This window comes from Actinophytocola sp. (assembly GCF_036555685.1).
In the GTDB taxonomy this organism is placed as follows: Bacteria; Actinomycetota; Actinomycetes; order Mycobacteriales; family Pseudonocardiaceae; genus Actinophytocola.
Genome location: NZ_DATBKY010000203.1, coordinates 1 through 14,445, shown reverse-complemented (window position 1 = coordinate 14,445; position 14,445 = coordinate 1). Strand labels below are relative to the sequence as shown.

Sequence of the window (14,445 nt, the reverse complement as noted above, 5' to 3'; positions counted from 1 at the left end):
GTCGGACCTGGCTCGGGGGGATAGCCTGATGATCGTGCGCAACTCCGCGGACACCGAATCGGCCATCGAGTCACTGCTGCCGTTCGTCCCGGTCGACGAACTGGGCTGCTACGTCGACAAGCCGGCCGAGCCCAACAACGTTCACCTCGAGGTAGTGCTCGACGGGCACCTCGACCCGGCCGGGTTGCACGCGGCCGTACACGACACGCTCGCCGCGCACCCGCTGGCCAGGGCACGGCGGGGCCGGTGGCACGGCTGGCACCGCCGGTTCAACTGGGAGATCGTCGGCGCACCGGATCAGTCGCCGGTCGACCACGTGCGGTGGCGGACCGAGGAGGAGTTGGCCGGGCACCGGCAGTCGCTGCTCGATTCGGCGCCGCCGCTGGACCTGTCCCCACCCCTGCGGGTCAGGCACGCGGTCGGCCCGGACCAGGACGTGCTGATCCTCAACGTCCATCACGCCGCCATGGACGGGCTGTCCTGCCTGCGCCTGCTGCGCTCGATCGCCCGGCGTTACGCCGGCCGGCCGGACCCCGTCGGCGCCGATCCCCTGGCCGTCCGGGTACCGGCCGGCGGGCTCGGCTCGCCGGCCCAGGGCGCGGTCAAAGCCAGATATCCACGGCCGGCCGCCCGGATCGCGGTGGACAGCGCCGATCCGGGGCCCGGGTGTGGTTTCCGCCTGCTGTCCATGCCGGCCGCCACTGTCCGGAGTGGATCGGCGGAACTCGGGGCCACTGTCAACGACGTCCTGATCGCCACGCTCGTGCTGGCGATCGAGGAGTGGAACGGGACACACGGTCGCGATGCCGGAACGATCCGGATCGCCATGCCGATCAACGCGCGGGCCACGGCCGGCGCCGACGAACCGCTTGGCAACCTGTCCAGGCTGGCGGTCATCGCCAGCAAACCGGCGGACCGACGATCGGCCGACGCACTGTTGACCGACATCACCAGGCAGACCGCCGCGGCCAAGTTGCCCGGCGGGCCACAGATCGACCCGATCAGCCGGCTTTTCGCCACGCCCTTGCTGCCGGTCGCGGTCAAGGCGTGGCTGCTTGCCATCGCGCAGCGGTTGGTCGGTCCCGCGATCGTCGACACCTCGTTGCTGTCCAACCTCGGTCAGGTCGGCGAGCCGCCGGATTTCGATCCGGACACGCGTGCCGCCGGGCTGTGGTTCTCTCCGGCGGTCCGGATGCCGGCCGGCTTGTCCGTCGGCGTGGTCACGCTGAACGACCGACTCAACCTGTGTTTCCGGTACCGGCGCGAACTGTTGGACCACCGGGCGGCCGACCGGTTCGCCGCGACATTTCGCGCCGCGCTCGACGCGTTCGGTATCCCCGGCTCGTGATGTCCAGCTGGGACAAGGACCACTGTTTCGTGAACCAGCCAGCTGGCGGGCGAGAACCCGAATAGCTCCCGGTATCCCCAGCACCTCGACGCGGCGACAAGTTTTGTCACGATGCCACCACCGGTTCCTCCGCGCGTCTTCCCTGGCAAGGTCGGGGGTCTTACTATTACGTGGCGCGATGTATCGCGCTGCGTAGGAGGTGACGATGGAGGCCAGGTTCGCCGAGCCCAGCGTGCTGATCCTCGCCAGTCTGTCCAGCGGTCCCAAGCATGGCTACGCGCTGATCAAGGACATCGAGGAGATGGCCGGGGCGAGGTTGGGCCCGGGGACGCTGTACGGCGCGTTGACCCGGCTGGAGCGTGGTGGCCTGGTCGAGGCGTTGCCGGCGCAGGACCGGCGCCGGCCGTATCGGATCACTCCGGCGGGGGCCGCGGCGGCTCGCGCGTATCTGGAGCATGTGCAGCGTGTGGCGGTGGTCGGGCTCAAGCGGTTGGAGGCGTACTCGTGAAGTGGCTGATCCGTCTCTACCCGGCCCGATGGCGCGAACGCTATGGCGGCGAGCTCGAACAGCTGGTCCGTGACCTGCGGCCGTCGAGGTCGACTGCGGGGATCGCTCTCGATCTTGTCAAAGGGGCTTTCGACGTTCATGTTCAGCAGGGGATCGGCCTGCAGGTGGGGGATCGTAAGGCGATCAAGCGGGGGATGGTGATCGCAGGCGCGGTGTGGTTGGGCCTGTCGGCCGAGATTTTCGTCGTGAACGTGGTCTTGCCATCGCAGTCCGATGATGAATTGCTCTCCGTGCTGGCCTCGTATCTGTGCATCTTCGCCGCGTTGTTCCTGACCGGGCTGCTCGCCGCCCCGGCCGACGCCAGCCTCAAGGGACATTTGCTTGCCGGCCTGGTCGCCGGGTCGATGATCGGGGCGCTGACCGCCGCCACTTTCGCCGTCGTGGACAATGTGTGGCTCGACATCGTCGCCCTGCAGCAGTCGAAGATCGAGGGATTCGCCCAGAGCGGCGCGGGATCGATGCGGGAATTCATCAACAAGGGGCTGGTCGGTCTTGCTGTGTTCCTCACGGTGGGACTTGGCGTTGGCGGCGCGATACTGAGCTGGGCAGGCGGAGTCGTGGGGCGGCACGGCCGGTTGACCGGGACGACGGTGGCATCGACCAGTACATGACAGGTCCACGATGGCGGCTTCGCCGTGCTGAGGCTTCGTCTTGATCGTCGGCATCAGGGGGCGGCGACCGCTCGACCGGCACGGTGGCGTGTGCCGCGCGGGACCCACGGTTGGGGGGTGGGTCCCGCGCGGGTCGGTCAGGTGAGGACGAGGGAGAGGCCGTAGGCGGACAGGATCGGGTTGACCGGCTGGAAGAAGGTGGTGCCGCCGGTGCTGCAGTTGCCGGAGCCGCCGGATGTCACGCCCTGGGCCTGGTTCGCGGACAGCCAGGAGCCGCCGGAGTCGCCGGGTTCGGCGCAGACGTTCGTCTGGGTCAGGCCGTACACGGTGCCCTGCGGGTAGTTGACGGTCTGGTTCTTGGCCTGCACGGTGCCGCACCACATGCCGGTGGTGGAGCCGGAGCGGCAGATCGAGGAGCCCTCAGGCATCTCGGCGGAGCCGTGCACGTAGTAGTAATAGCCGTCGTATCCGTAGACGTAGCCGTAGAGGTTCACGCCGCCGGCGGCGCTGACGTAGGAGTAGTCGTTGCCGGGGAACGTGGAGGCCTGGAAGTAGCCCAGCAGCGCGCCGCTGCTGTCGGTGGCCACCGAGCCGGGTGTGCCGCAGTGGCCGGCGCTGACGAACCCGGTGGTCACGGTGAAGCCGATCGAGCAGCGGGCCGCGTTGTTGATGTAGTACGGGTAGGCGCCGACGATGTCGGCCATGGTCCGCGGCGAGGAGGTCTCCTCGACCACCCGGACGGCCCGGTGTACGGCGGTGGCCCGGTCGAGGAACGCCCGGGCCGTAGCGTCGAGCTTCGTCTTGTTGACCGTGACGACCACGCTGTCCGAGCGGGTGTCCACGTACCAGCCGTTGATGGCGGCAGGCGCCTTCCTGCCGGCAAGGGCGTCGATGCGCGACTTCACACCGGCCAGGGTGGCGCTGCTGTACGGCACCTTCGTCGCATGCACGCCGGCGGTGCGCACCGCCGCGGCGGAGCCGGTCGTCTGCACGACGAGCTTGCCGGTGGCCGCGTCGAAGTAGCTGCCGCCGTAGGCGGCGCCGAGTTCCTTGCGGGCGGCTTGTTCGAGGGTGGTCGCCGTGGCTTCGGCGGCCAGCCGGGACTGGACCTGGCCGGCCGTCAGGTGCAGGTCGCGCTGCATGGCCTGGGCCATCGCGGCGGTGACCTTGGGTGCCGCCTCGACGAGCGGGGTCACGGCAGTGTCGGCGGTCGCGGCCTGCGTCGCCGGGAGCGCGAGGCCGGCCGCTAGCAGCAGCGCGCCGGCGATTCTGGTCGCGCGGGCATGGTTCATGGTTGGTTGCCTCCATCGGTTGCAGGGGTGCCGAAGCAGGACAAAGCGGTTTGGAGCGCGACAGTGGGAAACTTCCGCACTATCGAGAACTGAGGGTAATCGCCAACGTGCGGTCCTGATACCGCCGGACGGTCGGTCGGCCGGCGAATTCCCTGTGCTGCTGAATGAACAATCTGTAAGGAGCGTGCCATGCGCTGGTTCATCCGCTTTGGCTATTGCCACCGTGTTGGCGACGGGGCGCTGCTCGGCGCCTCGCACGGTTGCATTCATTAGTCAGGGGACTGCCACCGGACGCCCCAGCTGTGGCCGTCGAGTTCGCGGCCCCGTTCCAAAACGAACAGCCGACCGCCGCCGGGATGGACGGCACGACAGAAGACCCGCCGATGGCCATTCTTCCTTAGTCTTTCTGGGCGGCTCGCTCGATCGACTGGGGATGGAAGGGGCCACGACATTGTGAACGTGGAGGCCCGGCACAACGACGCGACCCGATGGGACCGACTGGTCGGGAACACGACCGGGTGGCATGGCTTGCTGGTTCTGCTCGCCGTCGGTGTGGCGGGCGTGTTCCTCCTCGTCTATCCGCGCGCGTTTCTCGGCGTTGACTTCGACGTCTACCGGGGCGCGGCAGCCGCGGTGCTGCATGGTGACCCGCTGTACGGCTTCGCCTCGTCGTTGAAGCTTCCGTTCACCTACCCACCGATCGCGGCCGTGGTGTTCGGTCCGCTGGCTCTCCTGCCGGCCACGGTCGCGGTGGCCGCCTGGACGCTGCTCTCGGTACTCGCCATGGAGGCGGTGATCTGGTCGCTGCTCGGTGCGCTCGGGGTCACCGATCCGGCGGCGCGCATCCGGTGGACGGCGATCGCCAGCCTGGTCATGCTGCCGCTGGCTCCGGTGACGTTCAACCTGTGGATCGGTCAGGTCAATCTGATCCTGCTGCTGATGGTCGTCGACCTGGTCGGCGCAACCGGCCGGTTTCGCGGTGTCGGCGTGGGGATCGCGGCGGGCATCAAGCTGACACCGCTCATCTTCATTCCCTACCTGCTGTTCACCCGCGGCCGGCGGCCAGCCGGCACCGCGGCGCTGACCTTCGGCGCAACCATCCTCGCCGGTTTCCTGCTGCTGCCTCGTGATGCCGCACGGTACTGGTTCACCGAACTGTGGGACTTCACGCGGGTGACGGAGATCCCGGACGATGAGGTCGCACGAACCCTGAACGCCTCCATTCGCGGCGTGCTCGACCGCCTGCAGACGCCGCACGCCGGCGCGGTCTGGCTGGTGCTCGCGGCGCTGGTCGGCACGGCCGGGCTCGCGGTGGCGATCCGGGCAAGCCGGCGCGGGCACGAGTTGGCCGGCATCGTGGCGTGTGCCATCACCGGACTGCTGGTCTCACCGGTCTCCTGGATATTCCATTGGGTGTGGTGCATACCGTTGCTGTTGCTGTGGGCCGTTCGGGCCTGGCGAGACAACCTGCCGGCCGAGAAGGTCGGCGTCGTCCTGCTGTGGCTGGCGTTCGCGATGTCCTCGTGCTGGATTGTCCTGCAAACGCTCAGGGTGCCCCACCCAGACGGAATGGCCACACTGTTCGGCAACTACCTGTACGTGCTCATCGGCGCCGGCGCGCTCGGCGCGCTCGCGGTGCTCCCTCGGCGCGCGGAAACCCGCCGCCTGAGTTCGCTCGATCAACCCGGTCGCGAATCGGGGGTCGCAGGACCTGGTGTGTCGCCCCACTGAGGGCTGCCAGGTAGTCGATCTTTCTGGTCGGTGTGTCGGGTGTTCGGTCAGCTGGTGAGCGGGCCAACCGAATCACCATCGCGCTGACCCGCCTACGGCTGCCTGACCAGCAGCAATGCGTCCAGGAACCCAATGAGGCGGTGGCGTCATGGTCGGCGCCGCACCTTGTCATCACGAATGGGTCGGAATAACGTCAGTCGTCCGCCGTCGCGCGGCGCGGCGTTCGAGTATGTCGCCGCCGTCGGTGCGCTCTCGGATCATGCTGGTGGTCTGGATGGGAGGTGTTGGATGAAGATCGAGGTCAAGAAGCTCGAGAAGGTTATCGCGACGTCTGGCAAGCCCAGCTGAACTCATTGAATGCTCTCCGGTCGTCGACCCGTCGCAGCGGTCGACGACCGGAGCGGCTTAGGACGAGGCTCGTCGATGATTCCGAGACTGAAAGAAATGACCTGGCAGCGGGTGGCCGACGAGTTGGTGGTCGCGTTCGATCCCAGTGAGCAGGTGGTGCTGGCTGATCCGAGCGGCCAGGTGGAGGCGCTGTTTCGGCTGCTGAGTGAGGGTACGCGCGATGCCTCTCAGCTGGCCGCCGCGCTGGTGGGTGACCATCCGGACGTGACCGCGGCCGAGGTCGAGTCGGCCATCGACGCGTTGGATGCGTTGCACCTGCTCGAGAGCGCCGAACGGAAGCCCTTGCCGAACGGCCAGCGCGAGCGGCACTTCTCCAACCTGGCGTTCTTCGAGACGTTCGCCTCGCTCGGTCGCAGCGCGGAGGATTTTCAGCGCCGGTTGCTTGACGCGCATGTGGTCGTGCTCGGTGCGGGCGGGCTCGGGTCCACCGTGCTGCTGAACCTCGCCGGTCTCGGCGTCGGTCGGCTCACCGTGCTCGATCACGACCGGGTCGAACCACGCAACTTTGCCCGCCAGTTCCTCTATTCCAACGCGGACATCGGCGATGTCAAAGTGGACCGGGCGGCGGCCAGGTTGCTGGCGTTCGATCCCGAGCTGCGAGTGAGCACGGTCGCGCGGCGGGTCACCGGCCCAGCGGACGTGGCGCCGTTGCTGTCTGATGCCGATCTTCTGGTCACCGGCGTGGACCAGCCGGCCGAAGTGGACGTATGGGTCAACGAGGCGTGCCTTGCTGCCGGCGTTCCGTACGTGCGCGGCGGGATGCTGCCGACCAGGGTGGTGTACTGGTCGGTCGACCCGGGGCGCAGCGCCTGCTATTCCTGTGCGCTGCGCGCCGACGCGACCGCCGCGCAAGCGGCGAGCACCTCGAGCGCGGCACGCACGCTGGCGCAGCAGCGGCCCACGGTCAACCGCGGGATCGGCCCGGTCGCCAGCCTGGCCGGCTCTCTGGTGGCGCTGGAGGCGCTGCGCTATCTCACCGGGTTTGCTCCGCCGGCCGCGGCCGGGCGGTTCCGGCTGGTCGACTTCCGTGATGGCGTGTCCGAAACCGAACAGGTCTGGCCGCGCGATCCCGACTGCCACGCATGCGCCGCGGTGCCGACCCTGGTGGCGTCGACCGGGGTGGACTGATGGTGGACCCGCTGCCGCTGACCCAGCAGAGCCGGCTGGTGCTAAAAGAGCTCACCGTGGTGCCCGACGACAACGGAGAACACCTCGTCGGCGATCCGCAGACCGGCGTGTTCGTGGCGCTCCCCACGATCGGTGTCACCGTGATCGACCAGCTGCGTGGCGGGGCCACCCTCGGGATGGCCGGGCAGGTGGCCAGCGTCGATGCCGGCGAGGAGGTGGACGCGGTCGACTTCGGTGAGACCCTGGTCGAGCTCGGGTTCGTCGCCGCGGTTGACGGTAGGCCGGTCGCGCCACCGCCGGACGCGCCGACCCGGCGGTGGATCGCCGGCGTGCGTCCTGAGCTGGCCCGCCCGCTGTTCGCGCCGCTCGCCTGGCTCTGCTACGGGCTGCTGTTCGTCGGCTGTGCGGTGCTGATGGTGGCGCGTCCGGCCTACCGGCCGGCCGCGGACGACCTGTACTTCTTGTCCAGCCCGGTGGTCAGCCTTGGTGTGCTGGCGGTCTGGGCCATGTTCTCCACCGCCGGCCACGAGATCGCCCACTGGTTGGCCGCCCGGGCCGAGGGGGTGCCGGCCCGGTTCAGCATCGGGCGACGGCTGTACTTCCTGGTCTTCGAAACCGACCTGACCCAGCTGTGGGGGCTGCCCCGCCGTCGCCGCTTCGCGCCGCTGCTCGCCGGTCTCGCCTATGACACCGTGGTACTCAGCGGGCTGCTCGCGGTTCAGCTGATCAGCGCCGACGAGTTCGTGGATCGGGTGACCGCCGCGCTCGTCGCTGTCGAGATCTCCGGGATCCTGTTCCAGTTCCTGGTGTTCCTGCGCACCGACCTGTACGCCGTACTGGTCATGCTGTTCGGCTGCCGCGACCTCTGGCGGGTCAACACGTTGGAACTGCGCCGGATGTTCGGCCGGCTGGACGAACCACAGGCCGCCGAGCTCGCGAAGGCCCACCCCCGGGACCGCCGGGTAGCCAACTGGTTTCGCTGGCTGTCCATCGCCGGGTTCGCCGCCGCGGCCTGGTACTTCGTGGCCTTCGTCGTGCCGGCACTCTGGACGCTGCTCGGCTGGATCACCGAGAGCCTGTCGACCGCGGCTCCCACCACCGGCCGGTTCTGGCAGTCGGTCATCTTCGCAGTTCTCGCGCTTGCCCCGATGGCCCTTCTCCTCGGCGTCACGGCCCGGGAACGCCTCCGCCGCCACTACCGCCGATCTCGATGACCGGCACCCAGCGCGAAATGACGTCGCGCCGGTGCGGCTCGATCTGGGTGCCCGGTGTCATCGCGGTGTGTCGCGGTTGACGGCGGTAGTGAGTTCGGGCGTGTAGCCGTAGAGGCCGGGCATGCCGCCGGTGTGGAGGAATACGACGGGTTCGTTTGGGTCGATGTCCAGGTTGTGTTTCCAGTCGACGAGGGCGGCGGCGACCTTGCCGGTGTAGACCGGGTCCAGCACGACGCCTTCGGTGCGGCCGAAGAGGCGTAGCGCGTGCCAGACCGCGTCGGTCGGGATGCCGTAGCCGGGGCCGAGTGTGGCGTCGGTCATCGAGAACCGTGGGGGCGTGGTGCCGACGCCGAGGAGTGTGGCCGCGCTGGTGTGAAGTTCGTGCAGGTTGGCTCGTGCGTCGTCGGTGGGGTGGCTGACGCAGACGATGTTGACCTCGAGGTTGCCGAGCTGTCCGGCGGCGAGGGTGGTTCCGGCGGCGGTGCCGCCGCTGGCGTGGGGGATGACGAGTTGGGCGTGGTCGATGCCCCGCTCGGCGAGTTGCCCGGCGAGTTCGCGGATGGCGCGGAGGTAGCCGAGCGCGCCCAGGGCGTTCGATCCGCCGATCGGGACGGTGGCGGTTGTCCTGCCCTCGGCCGCGGCGTCGGCGATGAGCCGGTCGTAGATGCGGGTGGTGTCGGCGTCGTCGGTGCCGACGTGGACGGTCGCGCCGAAGAGTTTGTCCAGCGGGATGTTGCCGGATCGTTCGTAGGCCTCGCCGTCTCGCGGGACCTTGGCGGTGAGGACGAGCTCGCAGCGCAGGCCGAGCTTCGCGCAGGCGGCCGCGGTTTGGCGGCCGTGGTTGGTTTGCAGCGCGCCGAAGGTGATCACGGTGTCGGCGCCGGCCTCACGGGCGGCACCGAGGTGGTACTCGAGCTTGCGCAGCTTGTTGCCGCCGGCACCGAGCGGGTGCACATCGTCGCGCTTGAGCAGGAGGCTCGGCAGGCCGAGGGCGTCGCCCAGCCTGGGTGCCGCGTGCAGAGGCGTCGGCCAGCCACCGAGGTCGACGCGGGGGATCGCGGCCAGCGTGGCGTCGGGGAACCGATCGAAGTCGAACGTCATCAGCACTCCCAGGCTTGGGCACCAGCCACTGTAGGCGGTGGAAGGGCACAGCCCCGGCTTGGTTCGCGGCACCGGGAATCGGTCTTGTCGGACGGAATACTCCGTTTGGCCGCTCCGTCGAAAGAACGTGGTACTGCTCCACCTCGGCAACTAGTCTGATCATCGGCGGACAATGCTGGGGGGCAGATGGAGTTCCGGGTTCTCGGACCCGTCGAGATTTCCCGGGACGGGCGGGCCGCGGCGATCGGGGGACCGAAGCCGACGACACTGCTCGCGCTGCTCGCCATCCGCGCCGGTCAACGCGTTTCCTTCGACGAGATCGTGGAGTCGATCTGGGGTGCGGAACCGCCGAACCGGGCCCGCGCGGCAGTGCACACGTACGTCTCGTCACTTCGCCGCTCCGTCGCGGGCCTGCATGACGACGACGTCATCCAGCGCTCCGGCGGGGGATACGTCCTCGCCGTCCGACCCGAACAGGTCGACGTCGTACGGTTCGAGCGCGACACCGCGCGTGGCAGGGGCGCGCTCGACGGAGGCGAACCGGCTGACGCGGCGACCGCACTCACCGATGCGCTGGGACTGTGGCGCGGGGTTGCGCTCGGCGGGGCGCAGGGCTGGTGGGCGGAGAACGAGCGGGCGCGGCTGCACGAACTCCGGTTCGCCGCCGTCGAGGACCGGGCCGACGCGTACCTGGCGACCGGCCGGGGCGCGGACGTGGTCGCAGAACTCCGGGCGGCGGCCGCGGAGAGCCCGTTCCGGGAACGGCTGCGTGGCCAGCTCGTCACCGCGCTGCACCAGGCGGGGCGGCAGGCGGACGCGTTCGCCGAGTACCGGCGGGCGTCTGCCGTCCTGCGTGACGAACTCGGGCTTGATCCCGGGCCGGCGTTGCGGGCGGCGTTCGAGCACGTGGCCCGTGACGCACCGGAACCGGAAACGCCGCGGGACGAGGCCCGGGAACGACCGCGCCAGCTCCCGTTCCACGTGGCCGACTTCACGGGACGCGCGGCCGCGACCGCGCAGCTGGCCTCGGCCCTCGTCGCGACCGGCGGCGCCGGGCGACTGTGCGCCATCTACGGCACGCCGGGTGCGGGCAAGAGCGCGCTCGCGGTCCATGTCGCACACCGGGTGCACGAGGAGTTTCCGGACGGCCAGCTCTACGCCTCGCTTCGCGGCGTGCAGTCCACCCCGGCCGACCCGGGCGACGTGCTCGCTACCTTCTTGCGGGCTCTCGGCGTGGAACTGTCCGCCATCCCCGCTGATGTGGAGGAGCGGACCCAGCTCTACCGCACGCTGCTGGCCGACCGCAGGGTGCTCGTGGTCCTCGACGACGCCGCCAGCGCGCGGCAGGTTCGCCCGCTGTTGCCCGGCAGCGGGGACTGCGCCGTGCTGGTCACCAGCCGCGAACGGCTCGGCGCGCTCGACGGCGCCACGCACCTCCGCCTGGCCTTGCTCGACGACGCCGAGGCCATGCGGCTGCTGGAGGTCGTCGTCGGCACGGACCGGGTCCGAGCAGAACGCGACCACGCCACCGAGATCGTCCGGCTCTGCGGGCGGTTGCCCCTGGCACTGCGGATCGCGGGAGCCCGGCTGGCGGCCCGGCCACATTGGACACTGAGCCGCCTGGTGGAACGGCTGCGTGCGCAGCGAGGAATTCTCGGCGAGCTGGCCGTCGGCGACCTCGAGGTGCGGGGCAGCGTCGCGCTCAGCTACAACGGGCTCGGCGAACGCGAGCGAACGGCCCTGCGCAGGCTGGGACTCATGGACGTCGCGAGCTGCGGCGGGTGGGTGATAGCCCCGCTGCTGGACTGCTCGGTCGACGAAGCCGAGGAGCTGATCGAGCGGTTGGCCGAGGTTCAGCTCCTCGACGTGACGGCGGACGGGGGGCCGCTCCGCTTCCGCCTCCACGACCTCATCCGTGCCTTCGCCAGGGAGCGGGGTGAAGCCGAGGAAACCGTCGACGACGCGGGTGCGGCGCTGGCCAGGGTCGCCGAAAGCATGCTCGCACTCGTGGAGGCGGCGGGAACCAACACGGTGCCGCCGGACGTGCCGTACCTGGGGCGCGACGTGGTCGCCGACCTGCTCGCCGACTCCGACGGCTGGTTCGAGGGGGAGCAGGCCGCGTTGGTGCGGGTGGTCGAACGGGTCAGCGAGCTGGGCCTGACCGGGGTCGCGACCCGGCTGGCGTCCGCGTTGAGCGCGTCGCGGTTCTCCGTCCGCAACCAGTTCAGCCAGTGGTGGCGGACGCACTCCGCCGCGCTGGCCGCCGCCGGACATGCCGGTGACCGGGCGGGCGAGGCCCGGCTGCTCGCCGGCCTGGGCTGGCTGCGCTACGAACAGGATCGCTTCGACGAGGCCGTGACCTACTACGAGCAGGCGATCACGGGGTACGCCTCGATCGACGATCGGGGTAGCCAGGCGAGGACGCGGCTCGCGCTGAGCACCGTGCTCCGCGAGCAGGGCCTGCTCTCCCGGGCGGGCGAGGTGCTGGAGCTGGCCGCGGGGGACCTGACCGAGCCGCGGGACGTGGCGAGAGCCGCGCACGAGCAGGCGCGGGTGTCCACCGAACTGGGTGAGTTCGCGGCCGCGCTCGCCGGGTGCGAGCGGGCCGCGGCTGCCTACCGCGAGATCGGCGACCGAACCGGCGAGTCGATGGTTCTCCGGTCGACCGGCATCGTGCACCGGGCCGCCGGCAGGCTGAACAGCGCCGCCCAGTACGCGACCCGAGCGGTGGAGCTGCTCCAGGCGACCGACGAGCGGTTGCTGCTCGCCTATGCCAAGCAGGCGCTGGGAAAGGTCCGCATCCGGCAGCGGGTCGGCGACGCGGTGCGCGACGATCTCCTGGCCTCCCTCGCGGTCTGCAACGACATGCAGGACGGATTCGGGCAGGCCCTGGTGTTGCGCACGCTCGGCGAGCTCGACCTCGCCGCGGGCCGGCTGACCGACGCCCGGCGCTTCCTCGACCGCTCACTCGAGTGGTGGGAGGCCCTGTCCCTGCCCGTGTGGCGTGCCCGCACCCTGCGGGACCTGTCCCTCATGCTCACCGGTCTCGGCGAGGACAAGGCGGCCGACGACACCTGGGCGCAGGCACGAGACCTCTTCCGTCAGTACGGCACCCGCGAAGCGCGGGAGCCCCGGCCCACGTTCGGCGCCGACCCGGTGGAGCCGGTGGAGACGATCCCGGCGGCGGGAGCCTGACCGTCCCGCACGGTTCTGAAACCTTCTCGCAGGAGGCTTTCAGAACTTCTTCAGCCGACCTCTGCAGCCTGTGCGCTGCACGTTCCCCTGTGGAGGAAAGGGTCGGAAAGTTGATCATTCGAAGACTCGCCGTGGGTGCCGCGGTCACCGTCGTGGCCACCGCGTTGCTGTCCACCCCAGCAGTGGCGCAGGAACATCAGCCCGACGACGACGTACACATCCTGTTCAATTGCGACACCTACGACGCGAACCAGCCCATGACCCGGACCGGGGCGCTCGCCCGGTCGTCGACCTGGGTGCAGGAGCGGGTCCCGTACAGCCAGGCGGCCTGCCACCGCAACCAGTACGGCAGCTACCGAACCGACTGTTCCGGGTACCTGTCGATGATCTGGGACCTGCGGATCTCCTACACCACCGACACCCTCGACCAGGTGTCGCACCCGATCGCCCGGTCGGACCTGCGACCCGGCGACGCCCTGCTGGACGCGGGCAGCCACGTCGCGATGTTCATCGGTTGGGCGGACGTGGCCAAGACCCAGCCGCGCGTTCGCGAGCAGGCCGGCCCGAACGGCGCTCCGACCACCGAGCGGACCTGGTCCCAGTCGTACGCCTCGATCTACACGCCGATCCGGTACGACAAGATCGTCGAGAGCAGCGAGCCGTCCCACGCTCCCGATGGCACGGACATCAACGGTGACAGCGAGGCCGACCTGGTCGGCGTCAAGTCGGACGGCACGCTCATGTACTACATGAACGACGGCACCGCCGACGGCGACCCGTTCAACGGAACCGGTAGCCAGATCGGTACCGGGTGGAACGGGTTCGACTGGATCGACGGCGCCGACATCTCCGGCGACGGCAGCGCGGACCTCTACGCACGCAAGCCGAACGGCACGCTGTACTACTACCCGAACAACCGCGCGTCCAATCCCGGCGGCGTGCCGTTCGCCGGCAGCGGCACCCAGATCGGTACCGGGTTCGACGTGTTCGAACAGCTCGACGCGGCCGACATCGACGGCGACGGCCGGGCGGATCTGCTGGGGCTCAAGTCGAACGGTTCGTTGTGGTGTGATGTCTCAGGACATCGTTCACATCTGTGTCGGGTCATCGTTCACCTTTTGGTCTGTGGTTGGTAGTCGCGGCTGGGGTCGAGGACCAGTTCTCGTACGAGTTCGCCGGTGTCTTCGGTGATGATCCGGACGTTGTGGTCGCGGATGAGCATGAGGACCGGGGTGTGGGCCCAGTGGCGGCCGATGCCGATGTGGTGCAGGCGGCTGGCGTGGCGGAGGGTGAGTTTGCCGTCGCGGTCGACGCGGTCCTTGCGGACGCGGAAGTGTTCGCTGATCTGGATGCCTTGCCGGGCGGGGATGGCGCGGGGCCGGGTGGTCCAGGCGGTGGCTGGGGTGCGGCGCCCGACGCCGCGGTGGGGGCGGTGCTGGTTGTAGTAGTCGGCGAAGGTGTCCAGCTGGGCTTGGAGGTCGACGATGGTGGCTGCCGGGGGTTGGCGGGCGAGCCAGTTCTTGAGGGTTTGGTGCAGCCGCTCGACCTTGCCGCAGGTTTGGGGGTGGTAGGGCTTGGCGTGGCGATGCGCGATGCCCAGCGCGACAAGCTCGCGTTCCAGTGCGACCCAGCCGCGGCCGCGGAAGTGGCCGGTGAACACCGCGCCATTGTCGGTGAGCAGCCGTTCCGGACGGCCGTAGCGGGCCATCGCGGCGTGCAGATCGCTGACGATGTCACCGGCTTTGAACACGGCGCGGGCGGTGCTGGCGAGCAGCAACCGCGAGTGGTCGTCGATGATGTTGAGGATCTCCACCTCGGTCTGTGTGTCGGTCTTCGCGTGGGGATCGTC

General features: G+C 69.5%; 11 protein-coding genes. 8 read left to right on the top strand and 3 right to left on the bottom strand.

What is annotated here, in order from left to right; all coding sequences use genetic code 11:
• Positions 1-28 precede the first annotated feature (28 nt).
• The 3 genes from VH969_RS19185 (at position 29) to VH969_RS19175 (ending at position 2,527) form a co-directional block, all read left to right on the top strand.
• Positions 29-1,348 carry a hypothetical protein gene (locus VH969_RS19185; RefSeq protein WP_331976086.1) on the top strand — a complete coding sequence of 440 codons (1,320 nt, stop codon included), beginning with the start codon at positions 29-31 and terminating at the stop codon, positions 1,346-1,348.
• A 205-nt stretch (positions 1,349-1,553) separates the two neighbouring features.
• Entirely contained in the window at positions 1,554-1,856 is a 303-nt protein-coding gene (locus VH969_RS19180) for a PadR family transcriptional regulator (protein WP_331976084.1), read from the top strand.
• Positions 1,853-2,527, top strand: coding sequence for a hypothetical protein (locus VH969_RS19175; RefSeq protein WP_331976082.1), 675 nt, complete (start codon positions 1,853-1,855; stop codon positions 2,525-2,527). The genes VH969_RS19180 and VH969_RS19175 overlap by 4 nt, the downstream gene beginning before the upstream one ends.
• Before the next feature lie 137 nt (positions 2,528-2,664).
• On the opposite strand, the gene VH969_RS19170 is transcribed toward VH969_RS19175, so the two are convergent.
• A complete protein-coding gene (locus VH969_RS19170; protein ID WP_331976080.1) occupies positions 2,665-3,819 on the bottom strand; it encodes an alpha-lytic protease prodomain-containing protein in 1,155 nt (384 codons plus the stop codon).
• Positions 3,820-4,278: 459 nt separating this feature from the next.
• Here VH969_RS19170 and VH969_RS19165 point away from each other — a divergent pair, with 459 nt between their 5' ends.
• The 3 genes from VH969_RS19165 to VH969_RS19155 all read left to right on the top strand — a co-directional run bounded on the left by VH969_RS19165 (position 4,279) and on the right by VH969_RS19155 (position 8,300).
• Positions 4,279-5,550 (top strand): glycosyltransferase 87 family protein, encoded by a 1,272-nt coding sequence (locus VH969_RS19165; protein WP_331976078.1) that lies wholly within the window; start codon positions 4,279-4,281, stop codon positions 5,548-5,550.
• 444 nt (positions 5,551-5,994) lie between these two features.
• Entirely contained in the window at positions 5,995-7,086 is a 1,092-nt protein-coding gene (locus VH969_RS19160; protein WP_331976076.1) for a HesA/MoeB/ThiF family protein, read from the top strand.
• Complete coding sequence (locus VH969_RS19155) at positions 7,086-8,300, top strand: hypothetical protein (protein ID WP_331976074.1); 1,215 nt, start codon at positions 7,086-7,088, stop codon at positions 8,298-8,300. The genes VH969_RS19160 and VH969_RS19155 overlap by 1 nt, the downstream gene beginning before the upstream one ends.
• 57 nt (positions 8,301-8,357) lie before the next feature.
• Here the strand turns inward: VH969_RS19155 and VH969_RS19150 are convergent, their stop codons facing one another.
• A complete protein-coding gene (locus tag VH969_RS19150; protein WP_331976116.1) occupies positions 8,358-9,401 on the bottom strand; it encodes a D-cysteine desulfhydrase family protein in 1,044 nt (347 codons plus the stop codon).
• Between the two features lie 186 nt (positions 9,402-9,587).
• On the opposite strand from VH969_RS19150, the gene VH969_RS19145 reads away from it, so the two are divergent.
• Together VH969_RS19145 and VH969_RS19140 are read left to right on the top strand one after the other, a co-directional pair.
• Positions 9,588-12,596: an AfsR/SARP family transcriptional regulator gene (locus VH969_RS19145; protein WP_331976072.1), complete on the top strand. Its 3,009-nt coding sequence runs from the start codon at positions 9,588-9,590 to the stop codon at positions 12,594-12,596.
• A 110-nt stretch (positions 12,597-12,706) separates the two neighbouring features.
• Entirely contained in the window at positions 12,707-13,732 is a 1,026-nt protein-coding gene (locus VH969_RS19140; protein WP_331976070.1) for a C40 family peptidase, read from the top strand.
• Here VH969_RS19140 and VH969_RS19135 read toward each other — a convergent pair.
• Positions 13,708-14,445 (bottom strand): integrase core domain-containing protein (locus VH969_RS19135; protein ID WP_331976068.1); only part of this gene is annotated, 738 nt, incomplete at its 5' end. The two genes, VH969_RS19140 and VH969_RS19135, sit on opposite strands and share 25 nt — an antisense overlap.